We start from the raw sequence: 16,759 nt of genomic DNA on the forward strand, positions 1-16,759 counted from the left end.
CATGACCGCCGACACCTGGCTCGACGGCAACAACGCCTATCTCACGGCTTCGCTGGCGTGGCTGCGGGCGAAGCTTCGGCTACTCGCCCCGCCCGACGCCGAGGCACCGTCGGCCCCCACCCCGCCGCCCAGCGGCGGCATGTTCGGCTGGCGCCGCCATCCGAAACCGCAGCCCGCCCCGCCGACTCGGGCTGCGCCCGCGGTCGCCGCCCTGCCGAAGCCGGACATCGACCGGGAGGCGGCCGAAGCCGCCGCGGCGCGCCAGGCCGCCGCCAAACTCGACCCGCCGCCGGCCCTGATCCTGCTGGAGCGCCGCCTGGGGCTGAGCTCCTTCGAGCGCGACACGCTGCTGATGTGTGCCGCGGCCGAGCTGGACACCGCCATGCCGACCCTGTTTGCCCAAGTGCGCGGCGGCACCCCAGCGCGGGCGGCGGTTAACCCGGCGCTGGGCTTCCCGACCTTCGCGCTCGCTTTGCAGACGCTGGACGAGCCGAGTTGGGACGCACTTTCACCACACCGGCCGCTGCGCTATGCGCGCCTGTTGGAGGTGAACCAGTCGGGCGCCACGCCGCTCACCGCCAGCCCGATCCGCGCCGACGAGCGGATCGTAAACTACATCAAGGGGCTGAACGTGCTGGACGAGCGGGTGGCGAACCTCGCCGCGCCAGTGCGCGATGCCGCCGCGCCAACGCTCGCCGCAAGCCAGCAGGCCGCAGCCAATCAGGTGCTCCGTCTGCTCCGTACTGCAGCCGACACGGCGCAGATCCCGCCGGTGCACCTTTTGGGATCGGACAGCGCCAGCAAGGCCGCCGTCGCCCGCCAGGTCGCCACGGCCCTGAACCGCCGGCTGCACAAGATCGACCTGGAGGCTATAACGAGCGGCAAGGCGGAGATCGACCAGTTCGCGACGCTGTGGAGCCGCGAGGCGGTGTTGTTGCCGCTCGCGCTTTACATCGACGCCGACGAACTTGACCCCGCCAATGTCGCCACTGTGCAACTTCTGCAACGGCTGGTCGGCCGCGGCTTGGGCCTGTTGTTCGTCGCCCTTCGCGAAGCGCAAGGGATGCGCGGCCTAGGTGCGGGCGTCGAGGTGGAGCGCCCCACACCGCAGGAGCAGCACGAGGCCTGGACCACAGCGCTCGCCTCACGGCTCGGCGACGCCACCGGCCAGGCGGCCGACTGGCTGGCGGGCCAGTTTGACCTGAACCTGCCCGACATCGCCCAGGCGGCTGCCCCACAGCTGCAGTCCGAAGCCGCCCTACCGGCGGCAGGCCCGTCGGCCTCGGAAAGCACGCCTGCAACAGGTACCCCGCTGACCGAGCCCCCTACCGAGCTGCCTCCCGATCCCAAGGCCCAAGCCCAGGCGATCCGCGACCACATCTGGGACGCCTGTCGGGCGATGACCCGGCCCAGGCTCGACGCGCTGGCCGAACGGCTCACACCCAAGGCCACCTGGGACGACCTAGTGGTCTCCGACGAGGCCCAGTCGCTGCTGCGCCAGATCGCCGACCAGGTACGCGCCCGTTATGTCGTCTACGAGACCTGGGGCTACGCCAGGAAGATGAGCCGTGGCCTCGGCATCAGTGTGCTCTTCTCCGGCGAGAGCGGCACCGGCAAGACCATGGCCGCAGAGGTGCTGGCCAACGAGCTGCGCCTCGACCTCTTCCGTATCGACCTGTCGGCCGTGGTCAGCAAGTACATCGGCGAGACAGAGAAGAACCTGCGCCGGCTGTTCGACGCGGCCGAACGCGGCGGCGCGATCCTCCTGTTCGACGAGGCCGACGCCCTTTTCGGCAAGCGCAGCGAGGTCAAGGACAGCCACGACCGCTACGCCAACATAGAGATCAACTACCTCTTGCAGCGAATGGAGGCTTTCTCGGGCCTGGCGATCCTGGCCAGCAACATGAAGAGCGCGCTCGATTCCGCCTTCATGCGCCGGCTGCGCTTCATCGTTACCTTCCCCTTCCCCGGGGCGGCCGAGCGCAAGCGGATCTGGAGTCAGGCGCTGCCCAAGGAGACGCCGCAGACCGACCTCGACTTCGACCGGCTGGCGCGCTTTAGCCTCTCAGGCGGCAACATCCACAGTATCGCGCTGAACGCCTCGTTCCTGGCCGCGCGCCGGGCCGGGCCGGTGACCATGCCGCTCCTGATGTCGGCGACGCGGAGCGAGCTGCGCAAGCTCGACAAGCCGGTGAACGAGGCGGAGTTCCGATGAGGCCCACCGTGCCCAGCGCCTATCACGTCCGCATCGATCGGCTGGTGATCGATGGGCCGTCACTGGCTGCTGCCGACGCCGCGCGTTTCGAGCGCGCGCTCTTGACCGAGTTCTCACGCCTGGCCGAGGCGCGGCCGGCGCCTCCGCCGCACCGCGGGGACTGGGTCGGCGATCTCGCCCGCCACGTTGCCCGCAGCATGTTCGACACCCTGAAGGAGGGCGCACGATGAGCCGGCGCGCCCTGGCCCGCACCGCCGAACCGCCGGTCCGTCCGCGCGACACCGCACTACCGGGCGCACATGACCTGCGTTCTGTCCGGCCCCGCGGACTGCTCGCGCCGGCAGTCACACCGGCCAACGACATCGCACCGCCCCCGCCGGACTCCGGAACCGGCCGCGACTTTGCCGCCCTGCCGGCCCTGGGCGTCGCCGGGCGGATCGACGACGCCGACGCCGCGCGCACCCTGGTCACCCGCCTCCTGATCGACGAGCTCGCACCGCTGCTGGGACTCGATCCCACCCGCATCCGCATTCGCGTCGACGAGCCCGCTCGCGCCACACTGGAGGCCCGCGGCGCGACTGGCCTGCAATCCGGCGACGAGATCCTACTGCACCCCCACCGCTATCGCCCAGAGACACCGGCCGGCCGCTATCTGCTGGCGCACGAAGCCACCCACGTCGCCCAGCGCTGGGAGGGGACCGCCGCACGCCTCGCCGTCGTCGAGGATGAGGCTGACACGGTGGCGCTCGCCTTCGCCCGGCGCCGGCCCACGCGCCGGCCGCGGTTCTCGCCGACCACAACCGAGCCCGCCGCCTTCGAAGGGCCCGATCCCGAGAGGGCCTTCGCCAACTTGGTACGGGAGAATTACGCCGAGGAGCTGGCGCTGATCCGCGACGTGCTGAGCTACGGCGTCTTTGACTGGAGGATCACCGACGGCGATGTCTCCGACGTGCTGCGGATCCTGGAGCCACTGCCCTATGCCACCCAGGTGGCGCTGGTTGGGAGCCTGGAGGACCCGTTCCCGGCGCGGCTGGCGGACAACATCAGCTCCGGCCACTTCACGCGCTACCGCACCCCGATCCTCGCCGCCTACGACGCGGTGACGCAGAAGTATCCTTCGAAGCTGCAGGACGATCCCTTCGACGGGATGGATTTCTCCGGCCTCTCGCTGGAGGAGCACTACGCACTCCAGCGGATTATCCCGGCCTTCCAGAGGACCGCCAAGGGCCGGGCGTGGTTCAGCAACCTGAAGCCCGGGATCGCGGCGCACGTCCAGGACATTCTCTCAAACACCCCCACCTTCGACCCCAACGAAGCGCGCAAGACGGCGATGAAGGCCGAAGAGGAGCGGGCCAAACAACTCGCCGAAGGCGCCGAACTGCAGAAGTCCGAGGATGTGGCTGGCTTCCTTGAGGAGGCTCGCAAGAAGCTAACCTACCACGCACTCGACTGGGCGATCACCGACTCCGAGGTCCTCTCGCTGCTGGACAAAGCGGCGAAGTACGTGAACGAGCCCCCCAAGCTCAGGGCTATCGTCGACACCCTCGAGGGCGAGGGCCTGATGGAACGCTGGGTCGACAACATCCCGGCCGACGCCCTCTATACAGACGTCTCGAAGACCGTCGACGGCGCCATGATCAACCGCCGCTCTGTCTTCCTGCAGGTGCTGTCGTTCCGCCCGGCCTGGAAGAACGCCAAGGCCGCCGAGGAGCTTCTGTCCGGCCTGCTCGACTGGGCGATCACCGACGACGATGCCTTCATCGCCTTCCAGCTGATCAAAGCTTTGCCGGAGAACGTCCGCGCGGGCCTGCTGAGGGAAGGCAAGAATGCCAGCCGGCTCGAGGACAACCTCAGCTTGTCGATCAAGCGCGGCCGGGCCAGCAACTACTACACGGGCGGCAAGGGCGGCGAGGACCTGCAGTCGATCAAGGCCCAGCTGCTGGACGACGCGGTCTGGACGCCGGCGCAGATCAGCAAACTGCGCCAGTTGATCCAGATGGCCCGCGCCGCCGACGAGGGCCTGTGGGTCTTCGAACAGTCAAAAACCCGAGTGGAAGGTGGCGGCCTGAAGGAGGCCTACGCCGACCCCGACTTCTTCGATCGGGTCGTGCAGGCTTTCGAGCTCTATGTGCCGCCGGGCTTCGTGCGCCCCAACGGAACGGTCGACGCCAAGGGCCGCATCGAATACGTGCCGGAGAAGCTCGAAGGCACCGCCTTCGGCACGAACAACTTCGTCTACCAGAAGATCATCCGCGGCCTCGGCTTCCTGTTCAGCCACACCGGTCGGCTGCAGATATGGAAGGAGTCGATCGGCGGCGAAGGGCTCGACCTGCGCGAGATCGAGCCGATTCTGGGCGGCTCCTTCATCGGCGTCGAGTTCGCCAAGGCCTCGGAGGTCAAGAACGCCGACACCAGCGAGATGACCGACAATTCGGTGCGCCTCGACCTGGATCACGGGATCCTGGAGATGCGCGCCGCGCTGCTGGCGATCCGGGCGGTCAATTACCCCCTCCCCAACAGGAAGATTCAGACGGGGCCGATCAACATTCACGGCCTCGACCTGCACATGGAGTATCCGCAGAACGGGGTGCGCAACGCAACCTCGATGCGGCTGCGCATCGACCGGATCGACATCTCCGACTTCATGATGATCTCGCCGTCCTCGATGGTGGGGGTCGAGCAGCTTGCGGTCGGCGAGGTACACGTCGACCTCATGCCGGACAGCGCCCAGACCACGACGGCCGCGCCCGACGAGAGCTATGCGGTAGGAGCCATCCTGCTCAGCCCGCTCTACAACGTGCTGAAGATCAGCGACTCCGTCGATGCGCTGACCAAGGGCCTGTTCGAGCCCGAGTCGACGATGGAGGTCACGCTGACGGTGGGCTCGGTGAGCCTGAAGGGGCTGACCACCAGCGGCGGCCAGTACGTGGACCGGATCGCCGTCGCCGACATCGCGCTCCGCAGCCGCAACCGCCACGGCCAGCGCCGCTATCGCGAGCGACTGGCCGCCGAGCGCGACCGGGTGAACGACCGCATAGTTGCGCTGCGCGAGGCGCCCAAGCCCGAGGGGCCGCGGCCGCGCCACTACGTCGAGTTTGACACCGTCCCGTCGTTGCTGCGCGAGCTGCGCTCGGTGGAGCAGGAGATCAAGGCGCTGGACGACGCCCAGGCCGAGGTCGCCGCGCTGGAAGCGCAGGTGGCGGGCGGGCAGCTCAGTCGCGCTGACCAGCAGCGGCTGGACCGTGACAGGGCTTTCCTCGACGGTGCGGAACGCGGCGGCTTCGCCCTCGACGTTGGGCATGCCGAGGCCCGTGGCATCGCCGGCCGGGTAACCATGGGCGACGCCAGCCTCGACGACCTCCATGCCTATGGCAATGCGCCGGGCCCGCTGCTGGGCGTGCTCGGCGGACCGACCGTCGCGCGCATGCTGCGCGGGCCGGACTACCGTGGGACGCTGGCGGGGAAGGAGCTGGAGGGGGGTGATCCGAACGCCCTCCTCAAGCTGGGCGACGTGGAGCTCAGCGCCTTCTCGGTGCAGAGCGCCATCCCCACCGCCGAACAGACCGAGAAGGACTTCAAGGACGCCGAGGCCAAGCGTAAGGCCAAACCCTACGACCCCTGGCTCGCGGACGAGGCGGAGCGGCTGCACACGCGCTGGCGCAACGCCGACACTTACTGGACCCTGCTGCGCGCCCCGAAACTCGGTACGGACGAGCGCGACGCCTTCAACGCGGCCCGCAACGCGCTGCTGCAGGACAAGGCTTTCAGTTTCGAGAACTTCTCCGCCACCGGCGCGAGCCTGGGGGGCGGCCTCGACCGGAACGGCGCCACGCTGGGCCTGGACGCGCGCACGCTCGGCGTACACGGCGTGACGGCGGGCGGCTTCACGGTCAAGGACGTGATCGGAGCCGACGTCCGGATCGGCGCAGGCATCAACCTGCTCGACCTCGTCAACGGCAATCGTCCGCTAGCGAGCGCCTCGGTCGGCGCGGGCTCCCTGCGGTTCAGCGGCGTCGAGAACAAGTCCTCCGGGCTCGCCGTCGATCAACTGAACTTCACGAAGCTCGGCGCGCACGCGGCGTTCGCGACCTCGGGGACCAGCGCCGAGCTGGCCGCCGGCGCCATCGAGCTCGTCGGCCTCAACTATGCAGTGAGCGCGCGTGTGCTGGCGTACCGCCGCGACAAGCTGCTGACTAAGCCGGAGAAGGACCGCACCGGCGCGGAGAAGGCGCAGCTGAAGGACATCGACGTCCTGCTCGAGTCCCTCAAGGAGGCGCAGGACCAGTTGGACGAGGCGAACGCTCATCTCGCCGATCCGAAGGTCAGCGACGCGGATAAGGCGCACTACACGGCGCAGAAGGCCGACGCCGAGCAGATGCTCAATTACTGGCAGAAGAGCGTCGAGCTGAAGAAGCTGACGGTCAGGGACCTCAACATTGACGTCACTGGTCTGGGCGACGTGCTGGGCGAAGGCGACAGCCTGGGCCAGGCGCTCAAGGGCGGGATCACCGTCACCGGCCGCGGGCCCAACAGGCAGATCGTCAGCGGGATCACCATCGAAGGCGCCGGGGCGCGGTTGAGCGCGGGCCACGTCAAGGACACGGACGCCGGCTCCATCGTCACCGCCGGCAGCCGCGCCTCGGTGGAAAAGCTGGAGACCGGCCCGATCCTCGGCAAGATCTCCTTTGCCGAGGACCACATCAGTCTCGAGCTCGGCATCGCCTCGGTCGAAACCCAGGGGCTGTTCTACGCCGGCGGCGACACCATCATCAGCGGCAAGGGCGGGACGAAGATCGATACTGTCACGATCGACGCCGAGGCCGACTTCGACCTGATCGACAAGAAGGACCCGGATGGCGATCGGCGCCTCTCCAAGCTGCACCTCAACAGCATCTTCATCGGCAGCATCGCCGGCCACGACATGGAGTACCGCAACGCCGGCTCAGGCCTGCGACTGGTGATCGACGACGGCTCCATCCTGGGCGTACACGCGGAGAAAGCGCTGGTCGATTTCGCCGCGGAGGCCGGCGACGCGCTGCTGGTGCGCGGCGGGACCGCGGGTTTCGCCGCGATCGACAACCTGCGCACGGTGACGACCACCGCGGGCGGTCTGGCGGTCGCCTCGACCCTCAACACCGCCTCCCTCGACGCCAGCTTCGCCGAGGACGGGCACGTCACTGCCGACTTGCACGCGATCATCGCCAACGCTCACGTCACCCAGAAGGACCTGGACGCGACGATCAACGCGAAAGCCCGGTCCCTCCACCTGGAGCTCCTGCCCGGCGCCAAGAGCTACAAGGACTCTACCCAGCGCTTCCGCCTGGGCGGTCTGGACGCCGAGGTGACAGGCTCCAAGGGCATCGACAACCCGCGCACCGGGGCAAGCGCCACGAAGTTCGGCGGCAAGGTGACGAACTTCGACAGCCTCCAGGTGACCCGCAAGCCCGACGGCTCGGTCGAGGCGCCCGAGATCTACGTCCAGGAGATGAGCCTGACTCGCCTGCACTACGACGACGGCAAGATGCTGATCGACGTGCCCGTGGGGCAGCCGGTGACGATGGGCCCGGTCTTCCTCGACGTCACCGCCGAGGCCAACCCCACGCCGCCCGAGAAGCGCGGCAAGGACGAGTCGGCGTTCAGCCGCATCGTCGTCCACAGCCTGTACGTCCCTTTCATTAGCGCGCAGGCCCTGACATTCGTGCTGCGGGACGCGCAGAAGGGCGACTTGGCGGTGACCCTGCCGCGCGGCCACAAGGCCGTTCTCAGGGAGCTGATGGTCGGCCCGCGCGGCGAGGAGGACGGATTCATAATCAAGCCAAACGACAACTGGAACCTGTTTGGCGAGGTGGCGCTCGACGAGGCGAACATTGAAGGCCTCCGCGCTGATCTCCGCTCGGCGGTCATCAGCTCCATGGATGCGAAGGGCAGCAAGCTCAGCCTCGAGTTCATCGGCACGGAGGACACCATCTTCGCTATCGAGGACCTCGAGGTCAGCCAACTCAACGGCGGGATCAAGAGCGGTGGCGGGGACACCTACGCCGACAAGGACGACCCCAATCCCGACCACGTCTCGGACAACATCTTCGCAAGGCTGACGCGGGCAGGCTTCCACGTAGACACGAGCCGTTGGACCTATGCGCCCAGCATCCACGCCCACAAGCTGCAGTACAGCAAGAAGAACGGCATGACTCTCGATGAGCTGGACATCTCAGGTCTGGTTTACGAGGACCCCGACCGCACGCTGAAGATCGACGTAAGCAAGGCGACTCTGCCCGCCGGCAAGGACGGCGTCCCGGCGCTGAAGTACACGCCCGAGAACAAGCTGATCGTGCCGCTCGCCGAGGTGGAGGACGCCTACATCGACGTCTACGACGTCATGAAGCTGGGCGGCTCCCGAGCCGCGGTTGCGGCGGGCACAGGCGCCCCGAGTAAACTTACCTATGCGCCCAGACTTGACACCGTCGACCTGCTGAGTGGTCACGTCAACTTCACCGTGGATCCAAAGCTCCGCCGCGGGGTCAATTGGAAACAGTCGCTCGGCGGCTGGCTCTCGGACAGGGCCGGTCCCTACGCGATCCACGTCGACATCAACGACGGCCAGATCAACTTCGAAGAAGTCGAGGACAAGAGCACCGGGCTTCTCGCCGACGCCGCGCTGGGCATCGACTACAAGCCCGGTTACCTCGACCTGGATTCCAACCCGCCCGGCTTCAAGCCGGCGAGCCTGAGGATCAGCATCCTCGGCAAGGGCGACGTGGTCTGGTGGAATCTGGATGATGCCGAGGCGACGCTCGCGGCGACCGACATTGTCAAGATCTCCACCTTCATCAAGCATTCGCCGCAGGCCCCGACCGGCAATCCGAGCGAGCAGAAGGCGAGCGGCTCCCTGCTGGCGGGACTCGATTTCGGCGACGTCGACATCCATTTGGCGCTACCCGATAGCGGCGAGATCAAGCTCGGCAACGCCGGGTCGCTGACCCTGGGCGGCGAGGGTCCGGGCTTCGTGATCGACGTGACCAGCGGCAAGCTGCCGACGCTCACGACGCAGATCACCAAGCTCATCGCCAACGTATCCAACCTGGATCTCAAGCTCGACACCGCGGGCACGGTCCTGAAGGTAGGCGGCATCTCGATCAACGGCGGCAGGGACCTGGAGCTGTCCTTCGACGACAAGGGCGTCGGCGACACCTACACCGACGAAGACGGGCATGTGACGCAGAACATGCTGCCGCTTCCGAAGCATCTCAGGGGCACGCTGAGCAAGGCGACGCTGCACAACGTCGAGCTACAGCTACCTCCCGACAAGGAGAAAGGCCCATGAGCTGGCACGATCTCCTGGCACCCTCACGCGCGCCGGCGGCGCGCTGGACACCCACCGCTGCCCAGGAGGGGCAAGCGCAGGCGGCGGGCGGCGCCGCGCCCAAGGCCTGGCCGGCAACCGCGCATGCGAACCTGGCCGGCGTGCGTGTCCACGCCGACGCGGAAGCCCAAAGCTTGGCGGAGGACTACGGCGCCAAGGCTTTCACCTATGGCCAGGACATCTTCATGAACGCGGGCGCAGCCGGCGGCGGGCCGGACGGCACAGCCACTCTCGCGCACGAGATTGCGCACGTCGCCCAACAGGCCGCCCAGCCCGGCCCCGCCCTGCAATTCGAGCCGAAGGGCCAGAAGGCCGGCCCCGGCGCTTCGCCACCCGACGACGACTTCATCACCGATGAGAACAACTGGGGTTCGGAGGAGCAGCACGTCCTCTTCGGCCAGGACCAGGCCAGCCTCGACGCCGACGACGAGGTCCAGGCCTTCGCCGCCAGGCAGAAGCAGGCGGTCAGTGTCTTCGTCCACGGCTATGCGAGCGAAGAGGGCCCGGCCGACTACAACCTGAACCTCTCAGCGCAACGCGGGGCAGTGATCCGCCGCCGACTGCTGGAGCTGCTGCCCGAAGGTTCCAAGGTCACCATCTTCGCTCATGGCAAGACCCAGCACTTCGGCGCGGCCAACAAGAACCGCCGGGTGGGCCTGTCGCTGATCGGCCCGGTGGACCGGGGCGCCCAGCTGCACGTGGACTTTCCCGGCCGGCTGCCCAGCTGGCGCGAGCGACTGCACCTGGTCGACCCGCCGAAGGTGTCCTACCGGGACCTGTTAGACGTCGGTCTGCCGCCTCCGCCAGTCATCGCGCCTACCGGCACCTCGCTGCCGCAAGTGCCGGCGGCCCAGCCGGTCCCGCACGATAACATAGACCTCGCTGGCTTCGGGGCTGCGGCGGGCATGCGCGGCCACGCCGTCGGCGAAACCGGCAATGTGCTGGACCAGTACGACGACGCCTACCGGAGGTACCGCTTCGGCTGGGGCATCCCCGACCACCGCGTGCTGAGCCTGTTCGGCCTCTTCGACTACGACATCGGCGCGACGGCCTTGGCCAACAAAGAGCTGCAGAGCAACATCGAGGCCTACTGGCAGCGCAACGACCCGAGCGCGATCGACCGGTCCAACCAGGACGTCGGCGCTCACGTCTTCATGTCCCCGAACCTGCTTGAGCTCGGTTCGGACAAGAAAAAGAAGAAGGAGTCGAAATGAAAGGAGCCACGGCATGAGCGCCTTTCCCGGATCGCCCAGGCTGCTGCGTGGCGGGCTGGTGCTCATCGATCCCGAGACTGCCGCGGTGCTGCGGATCATCGCACTGCAGTACAACCCCGACACACTCACCCGCAGCCTGCAGATCAAGGGCGTCAACGGCGAAGCCGGCGACCATGTCGAGGCGCTACGCCTGACCGGCCCGCCGGTCGAGACCATCAAGCTGGAGGCTGAGCTCGACGCCACCGACCAGCTCGAGGCGAACGACAGCCAAACGGTGGATGGCGGCCTGCACCCGCAGCTCGCCGCCATCGAGACCATGGTCTACCCGACCAGCAGCCACCTCGCGGACGCCAATTCCGAGGCGGGCGCCGGTTCGCTGGAGATCGCGCCGGCCCAGACGCCCTTGCCGCTGTTCGTCTTCGGCCAGAAGCGAATCGTCCCGGTGCGGATCACCGAACTCAGCATCACCGAGGAGGCCTTCGATCCTAACCTCAACCCGATCCGCGCCAAGGTCAGCCTGGGGATGCGGGTGCTGAGCGTCGACGACCTGGGTTTTGGCGTGGCCGGTGGCGGGATCTTCATGGCCTACCTGCGCGCCAAGGAGCAGCTTGCCCGGCAGGTCGCCTCCGGCTCCTTCGCCACCCTCGGCATCAGCGCCCTGCCAAGCTGACCCGAAAAGAAAGAAAAAAGAGGAGACCGCCCGATGGCCAACTACAACATCCCGCCCACCAGCCGCTACTACGGTCTGATGGTGCTCAAGCTGAACGCGAGTTCTGACCACGCGATCGCCTATCTCGCCCGGCGCTTCGTGCCGCCAGCGGACGTGTTCACGCTCCTGCGTACCCATACGGCCGTCGAAGGCGAGCGGATGGACCTGATCGCCGCCCGCGAGCTGGGTGACCCTGGGGCCTTCTGGCGCATCTGCGATGCCAACGACGCCATGCGTCCCGACGACCTGACCGCCGTCCCAGGTCGCACCTTGCGCATCGGCCTGCCGAAAGGCGTGCCGGGCCCGGCGACGCTGAGGTGACAGCCCATGCTGAAAGGCGTCCACCTCTCTCTGATGATCGGCCCGGCGGTCCCCGCACCAGCGCCCAAGGTGGTGGTCGACGCGCTGCTGCATGCCCAGGTCACCAGCGGCAAGGACAAGGCCGGCTTCCAGCTCACCCTCGGCGTCAGCAAGGACTCCCCCCTCCTGACCACCATGCTGCCGTCCGGTTACTTCGATCCGATCACCACGCGTGTGATCATGATCGTCACTCTGGGCGGCTTCCCCAACGTGATCATGGACGGCATCGTCACCCGCCAGGAACTGACCCCCTCCAGCGATCCCGGCCAATCGACGCTGACCATCACCGGCGAGGACCTCAGCGTCCTAATGGACATCGTCGAGATCAAGCGCCCGTTCCCGGCGATGGACGGGACGGCCCAGAGCTACCTGATCCTAGCACCCTACGCCGCTTTCGGGGTCACGCCCGTGGTGTTGCCGCCGGTCTTCCCGGACACGCAGGTGCCGGTGAAAAAGATCATGTCGCAGGTGAAGACCGACCTGCAGCACCTGAAGATGCTCGCCAAACGCAACGGCTACGTCTTCTACGTCGAGCCCGGCCCTCTGCCCGGCCAGTCCATCGCCTACATGGGACCGAACATCCGCATCCCGGTGCCGCAACCGGCGCTGAGTATCAACATGGACGCCCACACCAATGTGGAGTCCCTGTCTTTCTCCCTCGACGGGCTGGCGAAGGAGGTGATGGTAGTCACTGTGTATGACCCCATCACTCACAGGATCCCAATCACCATCCCGATCCCCAACTTCAGCCTGTTCCAGCCGCCGCTCGGCGCGCGGCCTACCGCGCCGGCGAAGGTTACGTTCCCCAGCGACCTGGCCAGCGAGGAGGCGCCGGGCGTGTTGAACCGGGTGCTGGGGCGACTGTTCAAGGGCTCGAACAACGCCATCACTGTTTCCGGGACGCTGGACGTCGTCCGCTACGGCCATGTTCTGCGTTCGAAGATGCTGGTCGGCGTGCGCGGCGCAGGGATCGCGTACGACGGCCTCTATTACGTGGACAGCGTCACCCACAACCTGAAGCGCGGTGAATACAAGCAAAGCTTCCAGCTCAGCCGCGACGGCCTGATCTCGATCACCCCCAAGGTGCCGATATGAGCGAAACCAGCGGCGATAGCGGCAAGTACTATGGCGTCTACCAAGGGACGGTGACCTTCAACGCCGACCCGACCTTCTGCGGCCGACTGTTGCTGAACGTCCCCGACGTGCTTGCCTTCGTGCCGAGCACCTGGGCCGAGCCCTGCACCCTGCTCTCCGGCCCAACCGGACCGCCTATGGGGGTCTTCATGGTGCCGCCCGTGGGTGCCGGCGTCTGGGTGCAGTTCGAGCAGGGTGACCCGGACAAGCCAATATGGCTGGGCTGCCGCTGGGGCTCGACCGCCGACATTCCGCCGACCGCCAAGCTGGGCAATCCGGCGGACCCCAACATCGTCATCCAGTCGTTGCTGCAGCACAGCCTGATGGTCAGTGACATGCCGCCCACGCCGGCCACCGGCGGCATCGTCCTGAAAAGCGCTACGGGCGCGATGATCGTCGTCAACGACAGCGGAATCTACATCAACAACGGTAAGGGCGCGATCATCACCCTGATCGGCAAGGCCATCGACTTCAACACGGGGGCGATGACCATCACATGAGCCGTCCGATCCACAATCCAACACCTGACGGAGGCCGCCGATGCCCGGCTTTCTGATGCACGTGGGCGCGGGCTGCAAATGCACCCACCTGGGCACTGCCACCATCGCGCCCTCGCAGCCGCGCGTGCTCGTGAGTGGCCAAGCCGTGGCGCAAATGTCCAGCCAGATCGCCGTCGCCGGCTGCCCGTTCCAGGTCCCCGCGCCCAGCGGGACCAAGCCACAGCCTTGCGTGACCGTGAAGTGGAACATGCCCTCGGCCAGGGTGAAGATCTTGGGTCAGGCGGCGATGCTGATCCCGGCCCCCGGCCCGGGCCCCGCCATCTGCCTAAGCGTCGAACAAATCCCCGCCGGACCGCCCACCGTGGGCCCGGTGCAGGCGCGCGTGATCGCGATGTGACCCCTTCATGGAGACCCGCTGAGATGGACGTAGCCTTCCCCTACCACTTCGACAGCCGCGGGCGCACCGCTTCGGCGTCGCTGGCCTACGCCGATCACGTCCGTGACCTGATCGAGGAGCTGATCTTCACGAGTCCCGGAGAGCGGGTGAACCGGCCGGACCTCGGCACCGGCCTCATGCAGCTCGTCTTCTCACCGAACAGCCCGGAGCTGGCGGCGGCGTTGCAGTTCACGTTGCAAGCGGCGCTGCAGCACTGGCTGGGCGACATCATCCAAGTCCGCGACCTCCAGGCTAATGCCGAAGACTCCACCCTCACCGTCTCCATTGCCTACGTGATCCTGCCCACCGGCCAGGCGCAGACCACCGTCTTCAGCCGTTCCGTCTGACCCAAGGGAGTGGCCACGATGAACCAGATCTGCCAGCAAGACGACCGCCGCGATGCGGTGCGCCGGCGCGAGGGCTGGAACGGCCTGGACTATGTGGAGCTGGCCGCCGACGGCCAGTCGCTGCGCGCCTTCTTCCTGGGTAAACTGCCGCCCGAGTTCACCGTCGAGGGCGCCGTCCCCGCCGCCCACCTCGCGCTGGACGGCGGCGACCGCATCAGTGGCATCGCGATCACCGACGTCGAGGTGATCAGCGACCCCAATCCGGAGCACGACGACCAGCTCCTGATCAGACTGAGCGAAATCGGCGACTTCTCGGCCTACATCCTGCGGCTGGTCGACGTGGTCAATGTCGATCCCTTCTACGCTTCGGCCGAGTTCCACTTCCGGCTGGACTGCCCTGCCGGCATCGACTGCGCGCCCGCGTGCGACTGCGGGCCCGAGGCCGCCGAGGGGCCGGAGCTGGACTACTTGGCCAAAGACTACGGCGGCTTCCGCCAGCTCCTGATGGACCGGATGGCGCTCCTGGTCCCCGACTGGCGCGAGCGCCATGCGCCGGACCTCGGCGTCGCCCTGGTCGAGCTCCTGGCCTACGTCGGCGACTACCTGAGCTATCACCAAGATGCGGTCGGCACCGAGGCCTATCTCGAGACCGCGCGCCAGCGGATCTCGGTGCGCCGGCACCTGCGGCTGATCGACTATCGGCTGCACGAGGGCTGCAACGCCCGCGCCTTGGTCTGCTGTCAGGTCGACACCGATGTCGCCCTCGACCCGGCCAAGACCAGTTTCGTCACCGGGCTGAACGACGGCCTTTCGCAAGACCGCACGGTGCTCTCTTGGAGCGACCTCCGCGCCACCTCTGCCGACGCCTACGAGGTGTTCGAGCCGATGGCCCAAGGCGCGCCGATCCAGCTTCGCGCGGCCCATAGCGAGATCCGCATCTACACCTTCGGCCGCACCTCCTGCTGCCTCGAGAAAGGCTCGACCGCAGCAGCACTGGTCGATGCGGGACTTCACCTCGTGATCGGCGACATCGTGATCTTCGAAGAGGTAAAGGGCCCATACACCGGCCTGCCTTTCGACGCCGACCCGACCAAACGCCACGCCGTGCGGCTGACTGACGTGACCGCGAAAGAAGACCCGGTGGTGCTCACCGGCGACGACCAGCCGACACGCTACGTCTGGATCGAATGGGACATCGCCGACGCGCTGCCCTTCGACTTCTGCCTGTCGGCGATTGGGGCGGCGCCCGACTGCCGTTACCTGACCGACATCACCATCGTGCGCGGCAACGTCGTGGTGGTGGACCACGGCTGCACCCAGCCGCCGGAGGACCTGGGCTGCGTGCCCACCGTGACCAGCGAGGCCTGCTGCGTCTGCGCCGACCTGCCGGGCTTGGTGGAAGAAGTCCCCGGCAAATTCCGCCCGTCCCTAGGCGAGACTCCACTCACCTGGCGCCAGCCCCTGGACCCAGCGACGCCCGCCGCCACCCTCCAGGAGCAGGACCCGCGCGCCGCCGCCCCTGCGGTGGCGCTGCAAAGCACGCCGCCCAAGACCTGGGGCGCCCTGGCAGACCTGATCGAAGCCGGCCCCACGGATCCGGCCTTCGTGGTGGAGATCGACAACGACGGCATCGCCTGGCTGCGCTTCGGCGACGGCGATCTAGGCGGCAGCCTTGAGCCCGGCATGTGCTTCACCGGGACCTACCGCATCGGCAACGGGATCCGCGGCAACGTCGGCGCCGAAGCAATCTCGCGCCTGGTGCTGCGCGATGCGACGCTGGACGGCGTTGGAATCACGGTGCGCAATCCCTTGCCGGCCGGCGGCGGGATCGAGCCGGAGCCGGTGCAGCAGGCGCGGCTGCTCGCGCCACGCGCGGTGCATGCCGGGCTGGAGCGCGCCGTCATCGCCGACGACTATGCGACGATCGCCGCCCGCGACCCGCACTTGCAACGCGCGGCCGCGAGCCTGATCTGGACCGGGAGCTGGTACGAGGCAGATGTAGCGCTTGACCCGCTGGGCGCTGAGACCGCTCCGCCCGCACTGATCGTCGCCGTGCAGAGCGAACTGGAGCACTACCGCCGCATCGGCCACGACCTGCACGTTCGACCGGCGAAGTATGTGCCGCTCGACATCCGGCTCGAGATCTGCGTCGCCCCCGGCCACCGCGCCGCCGACGTGGGCTCGGGTCTCTTGGACGTCTTCAGCAATCGCCTGCGGCGCGACGGCACGCCCGGCTTTTTCTATCCGGATCGGCTGAGCTTCGGCGATGGCGTCTACCTGAGTCAGCTCGTCGCCGCCGCCCAGGCTGTTCCCGGCGTCTCCCAAGCTTGGGTCACGCGCCTGCATCGCCGCTTTGTTCCGCCCAACCACGAGATCGACAACGGCGTCCTGCCGCTGAAGCCTTGGGAGATTGCCCAGCTCGACAACGACCCCGATCATTCCGAGCGCGGACGCTTCGAGCTTCATCTGAGAGAGGGGTGCTAG

Annotated in this window: 11 protein-coding genes; all 11 read left to right on the forward strand. The window is 67.5% G+C overall.

Annotated elements, in window-relative coordinates; genetic code table 11:
- The first annotated feature begins 1 nt into the window (after window position 1).
- From OWC48_RS06970 to OWC48_RS07020, 11 genes are read left to right on the forward strand one after another with little or no spacing between them, the layout of a single operon-like run.
- Entirely contained in the window at window positions 2–2,215 is a 2,214-nt protein-coding gene (locus tag OWC48_RS06970) for an ATP-binding protein (protein WP_282519303.1), read from the forward strand.
- Window positions 2,212–2,445: a hypothetical protein gene (locus OWC48_RS06975; protein ID WP_282519304.1), complete on the forward strand. Its 234-nt coding sequence runs from the start codon at window positions 2,212–2,214 to the stop codon at window positions 2,443–2,445. Before OWC48_RS06970 ends, OWC48_RS06975 begins: the two co-directional genes overlap by 4 nt.
- Complete coding sequence (locus tag OWC48_RS06980) at window positions 2,442–9,536, forward strand: DUF4157 domain-containing protein (protein WP_282519305.1); 7,095 nt, start codon at window positions 2,442–2,444, stop codon at window positions 9,534–9,536. The genes OWC48_RS06975 and OWC48_RS06980 overlap by 4 nt, the downstream gene beginning before the upstream one ends.
- Window positions 9,533–10,789 carry a DUF4157 domain-containing protein gene (locus tag OWC48_RS06985; RefSeq protein ID WP_282519306.1) on the forward strand — a complete coding sequence of 419 codons (1,257 nt, stop codon included), beginning with the start codon at window positions 9,533–9,535 and terminating at the stop codon, window positions 10,787–10,789. The genes OWC48_RS06980 and OWC48_RS06985 overlap by 4 nt, the downstream gene beginning before the upstream one ends.
- Window positions 10,790–10,802: 13 nt before the next feature.
- Complete coding sequence (locus tag OWC48_RS06990) at window positions 10,803–11,459, forward strand: hypothetical protein (RefSeq protein WP_282519307.1); 657 nt, start codon at window positions 10,803–10,805, stop codon at window positions 11,457–11,459.
- Window positions 11,460–11,492: 33 nt separating this feature from the next.
- Window positions 11,493–11,819, forward strand: coding sequence for a LysM domain-containing protein (locus tag OWC48_RS06995; protein ID WP_282519308.1), 327 nt, complete (start codon window positions 11,493–11,495; stop codon window positions 11,817–11,819).
- A 6-nt stretch (window positions 11,820–11,825) separates the two neighbouring features.
- Window positions 11,826–12,953 (forward strand): hypothetical protein, encoded by a 1,128-nt coding sequence (locus OWC48_RS07000; RefSeq protein WP_282519309.1) that lies wholly within the window; start codon window positions 11,826–11,828, stop codon window positions 12,951–12,953.
- Window positions 12,950–13,492, forward strand: coding sequence for a phage baseplate assembly protein V (locus OWC48_RS07005; RefSeq protein ID WP_282519310.1), 543 nt, complete (start codon window positions 12,950–12,952; stop codon window positions 13,490–13,492). The genes OWC48_RS07000 and OWC48_RS07005 overlap by 4 nt, the downstream gene beginning before the upstream one ends.
- Window positions 13,493–13,532: 40 nt before the next feature.
- On the forward strand, window positions 13,533–13,889 hold the full coding sequence (locus OWC48_RS07010; protein ID WP_282519311.1) for a hypothetical protein: 357 nt from the start codon (window positions 13,533–13,535) through the stop codon (window positions 13,887–13,889).
- 23 nt (window positions 13,890–13,912) lie between these two features.
- Complete coding sequence (locus OWC48_RS07015) at window positions 13,913–14,275, forward strand: GPW/gp25 family protein (protein ID WP_282519312.1); 363 nt, start codon at window positions 13,913–13,915, stop codon at window positions 14,273–14,275.
- Between the two features lie 18 nt (window positions 14,276–14,293).
- The gene (locus tag OWC48_RS07020) at window positions 14,294–16,759 is read left to right on the forward strand and encodes a putative baseplate assembly protein (RefSeq protein ID WP_282519313.1); all 2,466 of its coding nucleotides are present in this window, start codon (window positions 14,294–14,296) and stop codon (window positions 16,757–16,759) included.

Origin of the sequence: Bradyrhizobium sp. Arg816, from assembly GCF_029989365.1 — a bacterium.
Lineage (GTDB): Bacteria > Pseudomonadota > Alphaproteobacteria > Rhizobiales > Xanthobacteraceae > Bradyrhizobium.